Below are 14,673 nucleotides of genomic sequence, written 5' to 3' on the forward strand. Positions count from 1 at the left end.
ATCGCATCGGATTCAGCGCGGGTACTTCTCAATCCCGGGGTCCCCGCACGCCGCCGCGCCGCGCCGGTGCCGGGACCGGGGCGGCGCGGCGGCCGGGGTCAGTTCCACAGGGACAATGTCGTCACACGCTCGTGTCCCGCCGGTCGGGAGTCGGTGTAGGTGAGGACGATCCGCGTGTAGTGGTTCAGCTCCGGATTGCGCTGCCACTGTGCCGGGTGGTCGAGCCGGACGGTGACCGGGTACTCGCGGAACGTGCCCGCCGCGCAGTACGGCTTGCAGTCGTTGACGAGGTTGATTCCTTCGGCCGTCGCCGAGTTCTGGCCCCACTGCGACCAGCGCAGCCCCGCGAGGCGGCTGTTGCCGTCGCCGCAGGCGAGGATGAAGTCGCCGGGACGTACGTCGGAGTTGGAGAAGCAGTCCACGAGGACGGGTGTCGCACTCTGCCGAGCCGGGTGGCCGGCCGACGGCGCCGACGGGGCCGCCGCAGCCGTGGTCATGCCTCCCGCGAGCAGCGCGCCCACCGAGAGCATGATCGCCGTACATCGCACTGTATTGCGCATAGTCGCTCCCGCCAGCCTTGCTGCGCACTCGCGGCCACGCGACACCGCGCTGCCTCGGGCGCAGCTGCCTCTGCAACGACGCTACGACCGTCCCGGGAGATCCACCACTCGCACGGTGCGAGGGCCCGTGGCGCGCGGTGTGCGGGTGTCGTCGGCCGGCTGTGCCGCCGGCGGGGTCCGCGCTCGCGCGCGGCCGGCGCGGGCCGTCCAAGACGGCCCGCACCGGACTGGCGTTACTTGCGGTAGCCCAGGATGGTCATCATGCCGGACTCGGAGTGGTACTGGTTGTGGCAGTGCAGCATCCACAACCCCGGATTGTCGGCGTCGAAGTCGGCGACCAGCTTGCGGTGCGGAAGGACGATCGAGGTGTCCTTGCGGGCGCCCACGCCGTTGAGGCCGTCCACGGCGAACGTGTGGCCGTGCAGGTGCAACGGGTGCCACATGTCGGTGGCGTTGATGAGGATGAGGCGGACGCGCTCGCCCTGCCGGATCGCATGGCGCTGGGTGACCGTGTAGGGCTTGTGGTCGAAGCCCCAGCTGTAGTCCTTCATGTTGCCGGTGAGCCTGATCCGCAGGATCCGGTCGGGCTTGCGCCGGGACAGGGCGACGGACTCGTGAGGGTCCATCCGGCGGGCCGGCACCAGCTCGCGGTCGAGTTCGGCCGGGTGTACGTCGCTCCGCGGCGCGGACGCCTTGGCGCTGGTGCGCAGCAGCGCCATGGCCCTGCCGTTCTTGCCCTCGGCGATCGCCATGAACGGGAACACGCCGTCCTTCGCCGTGATCAGCACGTCGTAGCGTTCCGCCATGCCGAGGATCAGCGCGTCGGTCTTCGTGTGCTGGACGGGGTAGCCGTCGGTGTGGGTGACGGTCATCCGGTGGCCCCCGAGGGCGACCCGGAAGGCGGTGTCCGAGCCGGCGTTGATGATGCGCACCCGGATGCGTTCGCCGGGGCGGGCCCGGAACACCGACGGATTGCCGGGGAGCCGGCCGTTGGCGAGGTAGTGGGGGTAGGCGACGTTGCCGCCCACGCTGTGCAGGATGCGGCTGCGGGTGCCGTTCAGGATGCGGGACGGGCCCTTGGCCTTGGTGCCGGGCGCCGGAGGCGGCGGGGCGGAGGAGCCGTGGCCGGAACCGGGGCCCATGCCCATTCCCTTGTCCATGCCCATGCCGTCCATGGACATGGCCTTGCCGTGCCGGAGCTGGGTGAGGACCCCGTCCGGGGTGGAGCCGCTGACGCCGTCGACCCAGTCGTCGAGGACGATGAGCCACTCCTTGTCGTAGTGCAGCGGCTCCTTCGGGTCGTCCACGATGAACGGTGCGTACAGGCCGCGGTCCGGCTGCATGCCGGAGTGGGAGTGCAGAAGATAGGTGCCGGGGTGGCTGACGGTGAACCGGTAGAGGAAGTCCTCGCCGGGTGCGATGGCGTCCTGGGTCAGGCTCGGCACGCCGTCCATGTCGCAGCGCATGCGCACGCCGTGCGAATGGAGCGTGGTCTCGGCGGGCAGGTGGTTGGCGAGTCTGAGGCTGAGGACGTCACCCGCGGTGACGCGGACCAGCGGGCCCGGCAGCTCGTCACCGTAGGCCCAGGTGCGGACTCTTCGCCCGTCCAGGTCCACCGTCGTCTCGGATGCGGTCAACTCGAACCGGCGCACGGGGCCGGAGCCGCGTTTGCGCTCGGCGGCGTGCACTTCGGGACCGGAGGGGTCCACATACCCCTTGGGTCCTGGGGGCACGAAGCCGTGGCCGTCGACCTTGGCGGGCGCGCCGGCTTCTGGTCGGGACTGCGGATGCGAGCCGTTTCCGGTGCAGGCCGACAGGAGTCCCGAGCCGACGGCCGCGACCGAGGCAGTGAGCAAGGTACGCCGCGAAGGTTTGTGCATGAATGAATAACACACGTTTTAGGCTGATATGTCCGGTATCTTGACCGGCGCGTCTTGTGGCGTCGGGGTGGATGGGGCGTTCCCGGCCGCAGAGACGGCCGCTGTCAGTGCCGGGTGCGACCCTGCACACCATGGATGAGCAGGAGTTCATGCGGGGGCGGGTGTACGGGGCGGATCACGATGACGCGGGCCCCCGGCCGGACCGTGCGTATGCGGAACTGGTCGGCGGCCCGCTCGACGGGCTGCTCCTGGACGTCACCGGCCGGGCGCCGGGCGAGCCGGTGGCACTGCTGACCGAGATGGGCCGCTACGGCTCCGGCGGACGGTCCCTGTACACGCCCCGCCCGCCCGACGGCCGCCGCTACGACTGGCACGGCGACGCCCCCTGACGACGACCGTCCGCTCACGGACCTGCGCCCGCCCGGCGGCTGAGCCTTTGCGACCGGTGCCGTCCTGGCGGCCTCGCGTCGTACGGCCGGGGAGGAGGCCGACCGGGGTCCGGGCGGACGCCGAGCCCTGGCCGGCGGCCACCTCGCCCCGGCCCGTACGCCGGTCGCCCTCGCTCTCGCCAGTGCTGTAGAAATCTCTCCTGAAGGTGATCACTCGGATCGCTTTCAGGAGGTGATCACTCGGATCACTCGACCGCCGTGCCGTCGGGCGCGGCCGGCCGCGTGAGCGGCCCGCGCGAAGGAGCGGAAGCAGCACCATGCCGGACCAGTCGGACCAGTACCTCCACGCGGCCGGTCAGGCGCCGCTGTCCGCCCGGCACGAACTGGCGCGACGCTGCCGAGCCGTCACGGACGCCCGCTGGTTCGCCCTCACCGTCTTCGCGGTGATCCTGGCGAACGCGGCCCTGCTGGGCGTGGAGACCTACCCCGGCCTCGTCACCGGCTGGCGGCACTGGCTCAGGCTCGCCGAACACCTCTGCCTGGCCGTGTTCACCGTCGAGATCCTGCTGCGCCTGGCGTCCCACGCGGACCGGCCGCGGGAGTTCTGGAAGGACCCCTGGAACGTCTTCGACCTGGCGGTGGTGGTGTGCGCCTTCCTGCCCGCCGTCCGGGAGAACACCACCGTGCTGCGCCTGCTGCGGCTGGCCCGGGTGCTGCGCACCGCGCGGTTCCTGCCCCAACTGCGCATCGTGCTGGTCGCGGTGGGCCGCAGCCTGCCCGGCACACTGAGCTTCCTGCTCGTCGGCGGCCTGCTGCTGTACGTGTACGCCATGGTCGCCTGGGTCTTCTTCGGCACCTCCGACCCCGAGCACTACGGCTCCGTCGGCCGGGCGGTCCTCACCCTGTTCCTGCTGATGACACTGGACGGCATCGGGGACGCCGTACGGGCCGGCCTTGAGGTGTCCCGCTGGAGTCTCGTCTACTACGCCTCCTATGTCCTGCTGGCCTCCTTCGTCCTGGTCAACGTGTTGATCGGCGTGGTCCTCACCTCTCTCGAAGAGGCCCGCGAACTGGAGCGGGACGAGCCGCCCGCCCCGAGTCCGGTCCCCGGCGGCCCGCAGGAGCGCCGGCAGCTCGCGCAACGCATCGCGACCGCCCGCCGAGCCCTCGACGACCTCGAACGCGAACTCGAACGCGACCTCGCCCAGGCTCGTCCGGCGGAGGCGGGCGACCCGCCCCTGCCCGCCCCGTCCGGACGGTCCTGACACCCGGCCGGACGGGGCGGGGACGAGGCCGCGCGGGCGGCCCCTGGGCGGTCCAGGGTTGTCAATGTGATGTTCGCCCCCTTCAGAGGGTGTCGGTACGCCCCTAACGTGGCCGCATGGCACGGCAGGGGAGCGGCCGACACGATGGTGTCCGTCGCAGACAGGCCGAAGGGGTCGATGATGTTCCGCAAGGTTCTGGTCGCCAACCGTGGTGAGATCGCGATTCGCGCATTCCGCGCCGGTTACGAGCTGGGCGCGCGCACGGTCGCCGTGTTCCCGCACGAGGACCGCAATTCACTGCACCGGCTCAAGGCGGACGAGGCGTACGAGATCGGCGTACCCGGGCATCCCGTACGGGCGTACCTCTCGGTCCAGGAGATCGTGGCCGCGGCCCGCCGGGCGGGCGCCGACGCGGTGTACCCCGGCTACGGCTTCCTGTCCGAGAACCCGGAACTCGCCCGGGCCTGCGAGGAGGCCGGCATCACCTTCGTCGGGCCCGGTGCGGACACGCTCGAACTGACCGGGAACAAGGCACGTGCCGTGGCCGCCGCCCGCGCCGCCGGCGTGCCCGTGCTGGGCTCCTCAGCTCCCTCCAGCGACGTCGACGACCTTCTCCGGGCCGCCGAGGGCGTCGGCTTCCCGCTGTTCGTGAAGGCGGTGGCGGGCGGCGGCGGGCGCGGGATGCGCCGGGTCGCGGAACCGGCCCAGCTGCGCGAGGCGATCGAGGCGGCGTCCCGGGAGGCGGCGTCCGCGTTCGGCGACCCCACCGTCTTCCTGGAGAAGGCGGTCGTCGACCCGCGCCACATCGAGGTGCAGATCCTCGCCGACGGTGAGGGCAACGTCATGCACCTCTTCGAACGCGACTGCTCGGTGCAGCGCCGCCACCAGAAGGTCATCGAACTGGCGCCCGCGCCCAACCTGGACCCCGGGCTGCGGGAGCGGATCTGCGCCGACGCCGTGCGCTTCGCCCGCGAGATCGGCTACCGCAACGCCGGCACCGTCGAGTTCCTGCTCGATCGGGCCGGCCACCACGTCTTCATCGAGATGAATCCGCGCATCCAGGTCGAGCACACGGTGACCGAGGAGGTCACCGACGTCGACCTGGTCCAGGCGCAGATGCGGATCGCCGCCGGGGAGACACTCGCGGACCTGGGACTCTCGCAGGACACCGTGACCCTGCGCGGCGCCGCGCTGCAGTGCCGCATCACCACCGAGGACCCGGCCAACGGCTTCCGCCCGGACACCGGCCGGATCAGCGCGTACCGCTCGCCGGGCGGCTCGGGCATCCGCCTCGACGGCGGCACCACCCACGCCGGCACCGAGATCAGCGCGCACTTCGACTCGATGCTGGTCAAGCTCACCTGCCGGGGCCGGGACCTGAAGGCCGCGATCGTCCGGGCCCGGCGCGCCGTGGCCGAGTTCCGCATCCGCGGCGTGGCCACCAACATCCCCTTCCTCCAGGCCGTTCTGGACGACCCGGACTTCCAGGCCGGGCGGGTGACGACGTCGTTCATCGAGGAGCGTCCGTACCTGCTGACCGCCCGCTCCTCGGCCGACCGCGGCACCAAGCTGCTCACCTACCTCGCCGACGTCACGGTGAACATGCCGCACGGAGAGCGCCCCGACCTGATCGACCCCGTCACCAAGCTGCCCCCGCTGCCCGCGGGCGAGCCGCCCGCCGGTTCCCGGCAGCGGCTGGTCTCGCTCGGCCCGGAGGGCTTCGCCCGCTGGCTGCGCGAGTCCCCGGCGCTCGCCGTCACCGACACCACCTTCCGCGACGCCCACCAGTCGCTGCTCGCCACCCGGGTGCGCACCAAGGACCTCCTCGCGGTCGCCCCCGTCGTCGCCCGCACCCTGCCCGAGCTGCTGTCCCTGGAGTGCTGGGGCGGCGCCACCTACGACGTCGCGCTGCGCTTCCTCGCCGAGGACCCCTGGGAACGTCTCGCCGCCCTGCGCGAGGCCGTACCCAACATCTGCCTGCAGATGCTGTTGCGTGGCCGCAACACCGTCGGCTACACCCCGTACCCGACCGAGGTCACAGACGCCTTCGTGCAGGAGGCCGCCGCCACCGGCGTCGACATCTTCAGGATCTTCGACGCGCTCAACGACGTCGGCCAGATGCGGCCGGCCATCGACGCCGTGCGCGAGACCGGCACGGCGGTCGCCGAGGTCGCCCTGTGCTACACCGCCGACCTCTCGGACCCCTCCGAGCGGCTGTACACCCTCGACTACTACCTGCGGCTGGCCGAGCAGATCGTCGCCGCCGGCGCCCATGTCCTAGCCGTCAAGGACATGGCGGGCCTGCTGCGTGCCCCGGCCGCGGCCACCCTGGTCACGGCGCTGCGCCGGGAGTTCGGCCTGCCGGTGCATCTGCACACCCATGACACGGCGGGCGGTCAGCTCGGTACCTACCTCGCGGCGATCCGGGCGGGCGCGGACGCGGTGGACGGGGCGGTGGCGTCGATGGCGGGCACCACCTCGCAGCCGTCGCTGTCGGCGATCGTCGCCGCCACCGACCACTCCGAACGGCCCTCCGGCCTCGACCTCCAGGCCGTCGGGGATCTGGAGCCGTACTGGGAGAGCGTCCGCCGCGTCTACGCCCCCTTCGAAGCGGGCCTCGCCTCGCCCACCGGACGCGTCTACCACCACGAGATCCCCGGCGGTCAGCTGTCCAACCTGCGCACCCAGGCCGTGGCGCTCGGCCTCGGCGACCGGTTCGAGGACATCGAGGCCATGTACGCCGCCGCCGACCGGATCCTGGGCCGTCTGGTCAAGGTCACCCCCTCCTCCAAGGTGGTCGGCGACCTCGCCCTGCACCTGGTCGGCGCCGACGTGCGGCCCGTGGACTTCGAGGCCGCCCCGGACCGGTACGACATCCCCGACTCCGTCATCGGCTTCCTGCGCGGGGACCTGGGCACCCCGCCCGGCGGCTGGCCGGAGCCGTTCCGCAGCAAGGCGCTCCGGGGCCGGGCCGAGGCGAGGCCCCCGCGGGAACTGACCGACGAGGACCGCGCGGGCCTGGAGAAGTCCCGGCGCACGACGCTCAACCGGCTGCTGTTCGCCGGCCCGGCGCGGGAGTTCGAGGCCCACCGTCAGACCTTCGGCGACACCGGTGTGCTGGACAGCAGGGACTTCTTCTACGGGCTGCGCCCCGGTGCGGAGTACGCCGTCGACCTGGAGCCCGGGGTCCGGCTGCTGATCGAGTTGCAGGCGATCGGCAACGCCGACGAGCGCGGCATGCGCACCGTGATGGCCAGCCTGAACGGCCAGCTGCGGCCGATCCAGGTGCGCGACCGCGCCGCCGCCTCGGACGTACCGGCCACGGAGAAGGCCGACCGCGCCAACCCCGGCCACGTGGCGGCGCCGTTCGCGGGTGTGGTGACGCTCGCGGTCGCCGAGGGCGAGGAACTGGTGGCCGGGGCGACGGTGGCGACCATCGAGGCGATGAAGATGGAGGCCGCGATCACCGCCCCGAAGGCGGGCCGGGTGTCCCGGCTGGCCATCAACCGGATCCAGCAGGTCGAGGGCGGCGACCTCCTGATCGAACTCGCCTGAGCTGCTCGATCCGCTCGGCCGTCGCCGTCCGCGTACGGCGGCGGGCGGCGGAGCCCTCGGAGGATTACTAACAATTGGTTGAACAGTCCAGACTGATAAACCTACGCTGACTCATCATGGACGAGGAGGACACCGACCGCGGGTACCGCGGCGCCCCAGAGGACACCGCCGGACTCGCCACCGCGCTGCGGCTGGCCGTGGCGCGGATCACCCGCCGGCTACGCCAGGCGCATGCCGTGGGCGACGTCTCGCTCTCCGGGGTGTCCGTCCTGGCCCGCCTCAACGCCGCGGGCCCCGACTCACCCGGCACGCTCGCCGAACTGGAGCGCGTCAGGCCGCAGGCGATGGCGGCCACGCTGGCCGCGCTGGAACAGCGCGGAATGGTCCACCGGGCCCCCGACGCGGCCGACGGGCGCCGCGCCATCGTGTCGATCACCGACGAGGGCCGGTCCGTGCTGGCGGAGCGTCGCTCGGAGTCCGTGGGCCGGCTGACCCGTGCCCTCGACGAGTTCACCCCGGACGAGCGCCGACTGCTCCTCGACACCCTGCCGCTCCTCGACCGGCTGGCGGAACGGCTGTGAACGGGCACGGTGACCCCCGGGGCAGTCGTCCGGCCGCGGGCCAGGCACCCATGGACGCCGGTCGGCGCGGCGGGCCCCTGGCCCGGCTCGGCCGCGCCAGGAACACCCCGCCGGGGCCCGGTTACAAATGGGTCGCCCTGTCCAACACCACCCTGGGCGTCCTGATCGCCACGATGGACGCCTCCATAGTGATCATCTCGCTGCCCGCGATCTTCCGCGGGATCGGCCTCGACCCGCTCGCCGCGGGCAACATCAGCTATCTGCTGTGGATGATCCTCGGCTACCTCCTGGTCTCCGCGGTGCTGGTCGTCGTCCTCGGCCGGCTCGGCGACATGTTCGGCCGGGTGCGGATCTACAACCTCGGCTTCCTGATCTTCGCCGGCGCCTCCGTCGCGCTGTCCCTCGACCCGTTCCGGGCCGGCGCGGGAGCCCTGTGGCTGATCCTGTGGCGGATCGTGCAGGCATTCGGCGGCTCGATGCTCACGGCCAACTCGGCCGCGATCCTCACCGACGCCTTCCCCGCCCGGCAGCGCGGCATGGCGCTGGGCATCAACCAGATCACCGCCCTCGCAGGCCAGTTCCTCGGCCTGCTGGCCGGGGGGCTGCTCGCCGTCGTCGACTGGCGGGCGGTGTTCTGGGTCAGCGTCCCGGTGAGCGTCACCGGCACCGTCTGGTCCTATCTGAGCCTGCGTGAGACCGCGTCCGGCAAGCGCGGCCGGGTGGACTGGCTGGGCAACCTCACCTTCGCCGGCGGCGCGGGCATCCTGCTCGCGGGCATCACCTACGGCATCCAGCCCTACGGCGGCAGCGCCACCGGCTGGGGCAACCCCTGGGTGCTGACGGGTCTGTTCGGCGGTGTCTTCCTGCTGCTGGTGTTCTGTGTCGTCGAGACGAGGGCCGCCGAGCCCATGTTCCGGCTCTCGCTGTTCAAGGTACGCGCGTTCGCCGCGGGTAATCTGGCGGCCCTGCTCACCGCGATAGCCCGCGGCGGGCTGCAGTTCATGCTGATCATCTGGCTGCAGGGCATCTGGCTGCCGCTGCACGGGTACGACTTCGAGGACACCCCGCTGTGGGCCGGCGTCTTCATGCTGCCGCTGACGCTGGGCTTCCTGATCGCCGGTCCGGTCTCCGGCCTGCTCTCGGACCGGTTCGGCGCCCGGCTGTTCTCCACGGCGGGCCTGGTCCTGGTGGCGGGTTCGTTCGTCGGCCTGCTGGTGCTGCCGGTGAACTTCGACTACGGCACGTTCGCCGCGCTGTTGCTGCTCAGCGGCCTCGGCCAGGGCATGTTCTCCGCGCCCAACACGTCGTCGATCATGGGCAGCGTGCCGCCCGAGTACCGGGGCGTGGCCTCGGGCATGCGTTCCACGTTCCAGAACTCGGGTACGGCGCTGTCCATCGGCGTCTTCTTCTCACTGATGGTCTCGGGCCTGGCGTCGTCGCTGCCGAAGGCGCTCGGCGGCGGCCTCCAGGCGCACGGCGTACCCGCCGGGACCGCGGACCAGATCGCCTCGCTGCCCCCGGTGAGCACCCTGTTCGCGACCTTCCTGGGCGACAATCCCATCGGGCACCTGCTCGGTTCGAGCGCTGTGCTCGACCACCTGACCGCCGCTCAGCGCGCGGTCCTGACCGGCCACACCTTCTTCCCCGAACTGGTCTCCGGGCCCTTCCACCACGGACTGACCATCGTCTTCGGCGTCGCCGCGGCCATGGCCCTGGTCTCCGCGCTCGCCTCGGCGCTGCGCGGCCCGCACGAGCCCGCCGGCGCACACCGTCCGGCGAACAGTCCGGCCGGCTCGCGCGAGGCGGAGCCGACCGGGGACGAATCCGCCGCACAGGCCGACCCCCTCAAGTGACCGGCCGCCGATCCGGTGGACCCGGATCGGCGGGGTCCGACGGCCCAACGCCGCCCTCTCGTGGCGTCCGCCGCGGCAACCAGTGCGAGAGGGCACCCAGCATCTTGTTTCGTATTACATCTAAGTGCATAATGCGCTTATGTATAAGCAGGTTATGGATCCAGCCGACGAGGCGTCAGGGGAGGACCTGATCATCGCCGTCGAGCATCTGGTCCGCCACGTACGCCGGAGCGCCACCGCCGGCGGGCTGAGCACGACCGCCTCCGCCGTGCTGGGCCGGCTCGACCGTGAAGGCCCCCAGCGGCTGACCGAACTGGCCAGAGCCGAGGCGGCCTCGCAGCCGAACATGACCCAGTTGGTCACCCGGCTGGAACGGGCGGGCCTGGTGCGCCGCGCCGCCGACCACAGCGACGGCCGGGGCGTGCTGGTGGTGATCACCCCGACCGGCCTCCAGGTCTGCCGGCAGCGGCGCGCGGAGCGTGCCCGGGCGCTGCAGGAGCTGACCGCGCACCTGACCGAGCCGGAGCAGCGCGCGGTGGGTGTCGCGCTGCCCGCCCTTGCCCGGGTCATCGAACTCCAGGACCGTCAGACCCCGTCCTGACCCTGCCCGGCACACCTGCTCCGGGCACCCGTGCCCCCGCACCGGTCCGCCCGCACGAGTCCAGCCGAGCCGGTTTCTCCCGCACGCATTCCCCTGAACCACTTCCCCTGCACGAGTGGTCCCGCACCTGTACTCCCGCGTCCGTCACCGTCTCCCGGAAGAGAAGCGCACATGAGTGCATCCGTCGGCAAGGCCGTCAGTCCCTTCAAGCAGCCCAAGGCCGTCTGGGCCGTCGCGTTCGCCTGCGTGATCTCGTTCATGGGCATCGGACTGGTGGATCCGATCCTGCCCGCCCTCGCATCGAGCCTGCACGCCTCGCCGAGCCAGGTCTCCCTGCTGTTCAGCAGCTACCTCATCGTGACCGCGGTGGCGATGCTCGTCGTCGGCTGGTTCTCCAGCCGCTTCGGAGCCAAGCGCACGCTCGTCGTGGGCCTGGCGATCATCGTCGTCTTCGCCGCGCTGGCCGGCACGTCCGGCTCCATCAACGGCATTGTCGGCTTCCGGGCCGGCTGGGGCCTGGGCAACGCCCTGTTCATAGCCACCTCGCTGGCCGTGATCGTCGCATCGGCCAGCGGAGGTTTCGGCGGCGCGATCATCCTGTACGAGACCGCGCTCGGCCTCGGCATCGCCGTAGGACCCTTGCTGGGCGGGGAGTTGGGCGCGATCAGCTGGCGCGGCCCGTTCTTCGGCGTCGCGGTGCTGATGGCCGTCGCCCTGGTCGCCACGCTGGCCTTCGTGCCCGCCCTGCCCAAGCCGGAACGCCGCAGCTCGCCGCTCGACCCGATCAGAGCCCTGCGCCACCGCGGGCTGCTGACCATGGGCATCATGGCGCTGCTGTACAACTGGGGCTTCTTCACCATGCTGGGTTACGCGCCGTACCCGATGGAGCTGGGCCCCCATCAACTCGGCCTGGTCTTCACCGGCTGGGGCCTGCTGGTGGCCGCCTTCAGCGTCTTCTTCGCCCCGCGCCTGCAGGCCCGCTACGGCACCGCCCCCGTCCTGTACGCGAACCTGGTCGGCCTCGGCATCGTGATGGCCGTCATCGCCGCCGGAGTCGGCGACCCGACCGTCGTGATCGTCTCGGTCGTCGTGAGCGGCGCCTTCATCGGCATCAACAACACCCTCACCACCCAGGCGGTCATGCTCGTCTCCCCGGTCGAACGCCCGGTCGCGTCCTCCGCGTACGGCTTCGTCCGCTTCATCGGCGGCGGTCTCGCCCCCTACGTCGCGGGCAAGCTCGCCGACGCCACCGATCTCAGTGTCCCCTTCTACCTCGGCGCCGCCACCTTCCTGCTCGCCGTTCCGGTGCTGGCCAGCGGCCACCGCCTGCTGCGTGCCGCCGAGACGGACTCCGGCGGGGGCGAGCCGGTGAGCCCGGTCCTCACACCCGTCGGCGACGCGCGGACCGGTGGCGGCCGGCCGGTGATCGTCGCCGTCGGCGCGCACGACGGTGCGGCCGCCACCGTCGACACCGCGGCGCGGCTGGCCCGGGAGACCGGCAGTCCGCTGGAGGTCGTCCACGTGCAGCAGACCGCCGTCGTCGAGGAACAGGCCGTCGACACCGAGACCGCCGACCAGGCGCGCGCCGCGGTCACCGCCCACCTCGACCGCCTCGCCGCGCTCGGCGTCCCCGCGACGGGCCAGATCCTCGGCAGCCTCGGCGACCACGCCGCAGCCGGCCGCGCCCTGGCCCGGCACGCCGCCGACGTGGGCGCCCGCGCCATAGCGGTCGGCCGCTCGCCGCGCGGGCCGCTCGCCCAGTTCGCCGACGGCAGCCTGACCAGCGCGCTCGCCCAGGCCGCCGACTGCACGGTCGTCCTCGTCGCCCCCGACGCGCAACCGCGGCCCCTGACCTCGGACACGCTGGTGGAGCTGCGCGCCGAGGCAAGCTGATCCACACCGCCACCGCCCCCACCCTGGCCGCCGTCGGCGGCCGCGTCCGCCCCGGGGTCCGCCTTCACGGCCCGGCCACCGGGGCGGACCCCGGCCGGGACCGACGCGCGCCGTGCCGGGCCGTGACGTACGCCCGGGAAGGTATGCGGGGTTACTCCCGTCGGCAGACGCCGCGGCGGCCCGCGCCCGGCACGGTGATGTCCATGAAACTGAGCCGCCGGCCCCGCCGGGCCCTCCTCGTCGTCCACGTCGTCACCTCCGCGGGCTGGCTCGGCCTCACGCTCGGGCTGCTCGCGCTGGGGATCACCGCGGCGACCGCCGGACAGCATGCGACCGTGGCGGCCTCGGTCCGGTCGATGCAACTCTTCGCCGACTGGCTGCTGCTTCCCGTCGCCTTCGGCACGCTCCTGAGCGGTCTGGCGCTGTCCCTGGGCACACCACGGGGTCTGGCGCGGTACCGCTGGGTGTGGACGAAGTTCTGGCTGACCCTGGCCACCACCGCCGCGACGGCCTTCGTCCTGCGCCCCGGGGTGAACTCGGCGGTCACGGCCGTCGCCGGCGGCGGACCGCTGCCCGACGCCGGCGAGGTCCTGTTCGGGCCGTGCGTGTCGCTGTCGGCCTACGTCTTCATGACGGTGATCTCCGTGCTCAAGCCATGGGGACCGACCCGGCGCGGCCGCCGGCCGCGCGGGGCCGCCCGCGCGGCCGGAGCGCCCCTGCGCACCGCCGCGCCGGAGGTCCCGGCCTGAGCCCACGGCTCACCGGGGCCGGGCCGTTTTTTCGCTGTACGGCGGCCCGGTGCGCCGGCTCACGGCGTGACCGTGATGTTGGTCAGCCCCGCGCCGCCCGTCACGGTGTTGCTGCCGTAGACGGTGGTCTTGCAGCCGGACGACAGATTGGTGACGTCGATGGCCAGCCGGTTGGCGCCGCTCGCGCCGGTGAGGGTCGACCGGTTGTTCCGGAACACGGTGCCGCAGCCCCAGCCGGACTGCTGGGTGTGGGTCTGGTAGCCGTCGTTCGTGGTGTTCTTGCCGGTGTTGTCCTCCACGAGGACGTCGTTGCCCTTCACGTCGACCCATGAGTCGTCGTAGTTGGCGCCGGTCAGACCGCTGCCGTCGAAGGTGTTGCCGACGATCCGGGCCCCGGTCGTGCCCTCCTTGATGTCGATGTTCTCGCCGCCGACGCCGGGTCCGATGGTGTTGTCCAGGATCTGGATGCGGTCGCTCTTGTCGGAGAGGGTGTTCGCGGTGCCGACGTAGACGCCCTCACCCATGCCGCGGCCGTCCTTCCCGGTGTCGTAGATGCGTGAGTTCCTGAGCACGCCGTCCGTGCTCGACGTGCGGAAGTGGACCCCCTCCATGTCGAGGTCGTGCACGGTCACGCCGTCCACGACGACACCCCGCGCGGAGTCGATCATGATGCCCTTCTGGCCGCCGGTCACGGTCACCCCGCTGACGGTCCAGTACGAGGCGCCGTTCAGGTGCAGGCCGTAGCCGCCACCCGCGGTCAGGACGGCGTTCGCCGAGCCGGTCAGGGTGATGCGGGAGCCGGCGGACGCCGTCGTGGTCGCCTTGAAGTTGCCGGTGTAGGTGCCGTCGGCGAGGTGGATCGTGTCGCCGGGCGCGACGGCGGCCAGGGCCGACTTGAGCTGGGCCGCCGTGGTGACCTCGATCGTCGACGCGCCGGCGGCGGTGGACGCGGTGGCCGCGGGGACCAGGGCGCCGGTGACGGCGGCGACGGTGAGCAGGGAGGTGAGCAGCGTGCGGGAGCGCGTGCGCATGTGGGGGTACCTTCCTCTGTCCCTGGTGATCGGTGGTGATCGGTCCGGAGCGGGTGTCCTCGGTGAGGACGGTCAACGCATTCTCATGTATGAATAACGGGCGTGCATGTGAACGCGAGGTCAGGGCAGAACGTACGGAATGGTTGTGCGCACGTCAAGAAGGCTCCGTGGGTCTCCACGGCACACGGCGGTGGGCGGCCCCCCCGGGGGCCGGGCCCCCCCCGCGCCCCCGCCCCGGGCCCCCCCCCCCCCCCCCCGGGCGGGGGGGGGGGCGGGCCCGGGGGGGGCCCCGCGCCCCCCGGGGAGCAACTACGAC

The 14,673-nt window shown here is 72.2% G+C and carries 11 protein-coding genes; 8 read left to right on the forward strand and 3 right to left on the reverse strand.

The window, feature by feature from the left end; translation table 11 throughout:
- Positions 1–98 precede the first annotated feature (98 nt).
- Together ACFYPJ_RS37950 and ACFYPJ_RS37955 are read right to left on the reverse strand one after the other, a co-directional pair.
- Positions 99–560, reverse strand: a complete 462-nt coding sequence (locus ACFYPJ_RS37950) for a hypothetical protein (protein ID WP_389026519.1) — start codon at positions 558–560, stop codon at positions 99–101.
- A 233-nt stretch (positions 561–793) separates the two neighbouring features.
- The gene (locus tag ACFYPJ_RS37955) at positions 794–2,440 is read right to left on the reverse strand and encodes a multicopper oxidase family protein (RefSeq protein WP_389026521.1); all 1,647 of its coding nucleotides are present in this window, start codon (positions 2,438–2,440) and stop codon (positions 794–796) included.
- Positions 2,441–2,571: 131 nt separating this feature from the next.
- Between ACFYPJ_RS37955 and ACFYPJ_RS37960 the strand changes: the two genes are divergently transcribed.
- From ACFYPJ_RS37960 to ACFYPJ_RS37995, 8 genes are all read left to right on the forward strand, one after another.
- Entirely contained in the window at positions 2,572–2,829 is a 258-nt protein-coding gene (locus ACFYPJ_RS37960; protein ID WP_389026523.1) for a hypothetical protein, read from the forward strand.
- A gap of 317 nt (positions 2,830–3,146) precedes the next feature.
- Positions 3,147–4,094, forward strand: coding sequence for an ion transporter (locus ACFYPJ_RS37965; RefSeq protein WP_389026525.1), 948 nt, complete (start codon positions 3,147–3,149; stop codon positions 4,092–4,094).
- 180 nt (positions 4,095–4,274) lie between these two features.
- Positions 4,275–7,649: a pyruvate carboxylase gene (locus tag ACFYPJ_RS37970; RefSeq protein WP_389026540.1), complete on the forward strand. Its 3,375-nt coding sequence runs from the start codon at positions 4,275–4,277 to the stop codon at positions 7,647–7,649.
- 116 nt (positions 7,650–7,765) lie between these two features.
- The gene (locus ACFYPJ_RS37975) at positions 7,766–8,230 is read left to right on the forward strand and encodes a MarR family winged helix-turn-helix transcriptional regulator (protein ID WP_389026527.1); all 465 of its coding nucleotides are present in this window, start codon (positions 7,766–7,768) and stop codon (positions 8,228–8,230) included.
- A 50-nt stretch (positions 8,231–8,280) separates the two neighbouring features.
- A complete protein-coding gene (locus ACFYPJ_RS37980; protein ID WP_389026529.1) occupies positions 8,281–10,083 on the forward strand; it encodes an MFS transporter in 1,803 nt (600 codons plus the stop codon).
- 139 nt (positions 10,084–10,222) lie between these two features.
- The gene (locus ACFYPJ_RS37985) at positions 10,223–10,684 is read left to right on the forward strand and encodes a MarR family winged helix-turn-helix transcriptional regulator (RefSeq protein ID WP_389026531.1); all 462 of its coding nucleotides are present in this window, start codon (positions 10,223–10,225) and stop codon (positions 10,682–10,684) included.
- A gap of 171 nt (positions 10,685–10,855) precedes the next feature.
- Positions 10,856–12,577 (forward strand): MFS transporter, encoded by a 1,722-nt coding sequence (locus tag ACFYPJ_RS37990; protein ID WP_389026532.1) that lies wholly within the window; start codon positions 10,856–10,858, stop codon positions 12,575–12,577.
- A gap of 203 nt (positions 12,578–12,780) precedes the next feature.
- Positions 12,781–13,326 (forward strand): DUF2269 domain-containing protein, encoded by a 546-nt coding sequence (locus ACFYPJ_RS37995; RefSeq protein WP_389026534.1) that lies wholly within the window; start codon positions 12,781–12,783, stop codon positions 13,324–13,326.
- A gap of 59 nt (positions 13,327–13,385) precedes the next feature.
- Here the strand turns inward: ACFYPJ_RS37995 and ACFYPJ_RS38000 are convergent, their stop codons facing one another.
- Complete coding sequence (locus ACFYPJ_RS38000; RefSeq protein WP_389026536.1) at positions 13,386–14,357, reverse strand: right-handed parallel beta-helix repeat-containing protein; 972 nt, start codon at positions 14,355–14,357, stop codon at positions 13,386–13,388.
- Between the last annotated feature and the right edge of the window lie 316 nt (positions 14,358–14,673).

This window comes from Streptomyces sp. NPDC006012 (assembly GCF_042871185.1).
Lineage (GTDB): Bacteria > Actinomycetota > Actinomycetes > Streptomycetales > Streptomycetaceae > Streptomyces.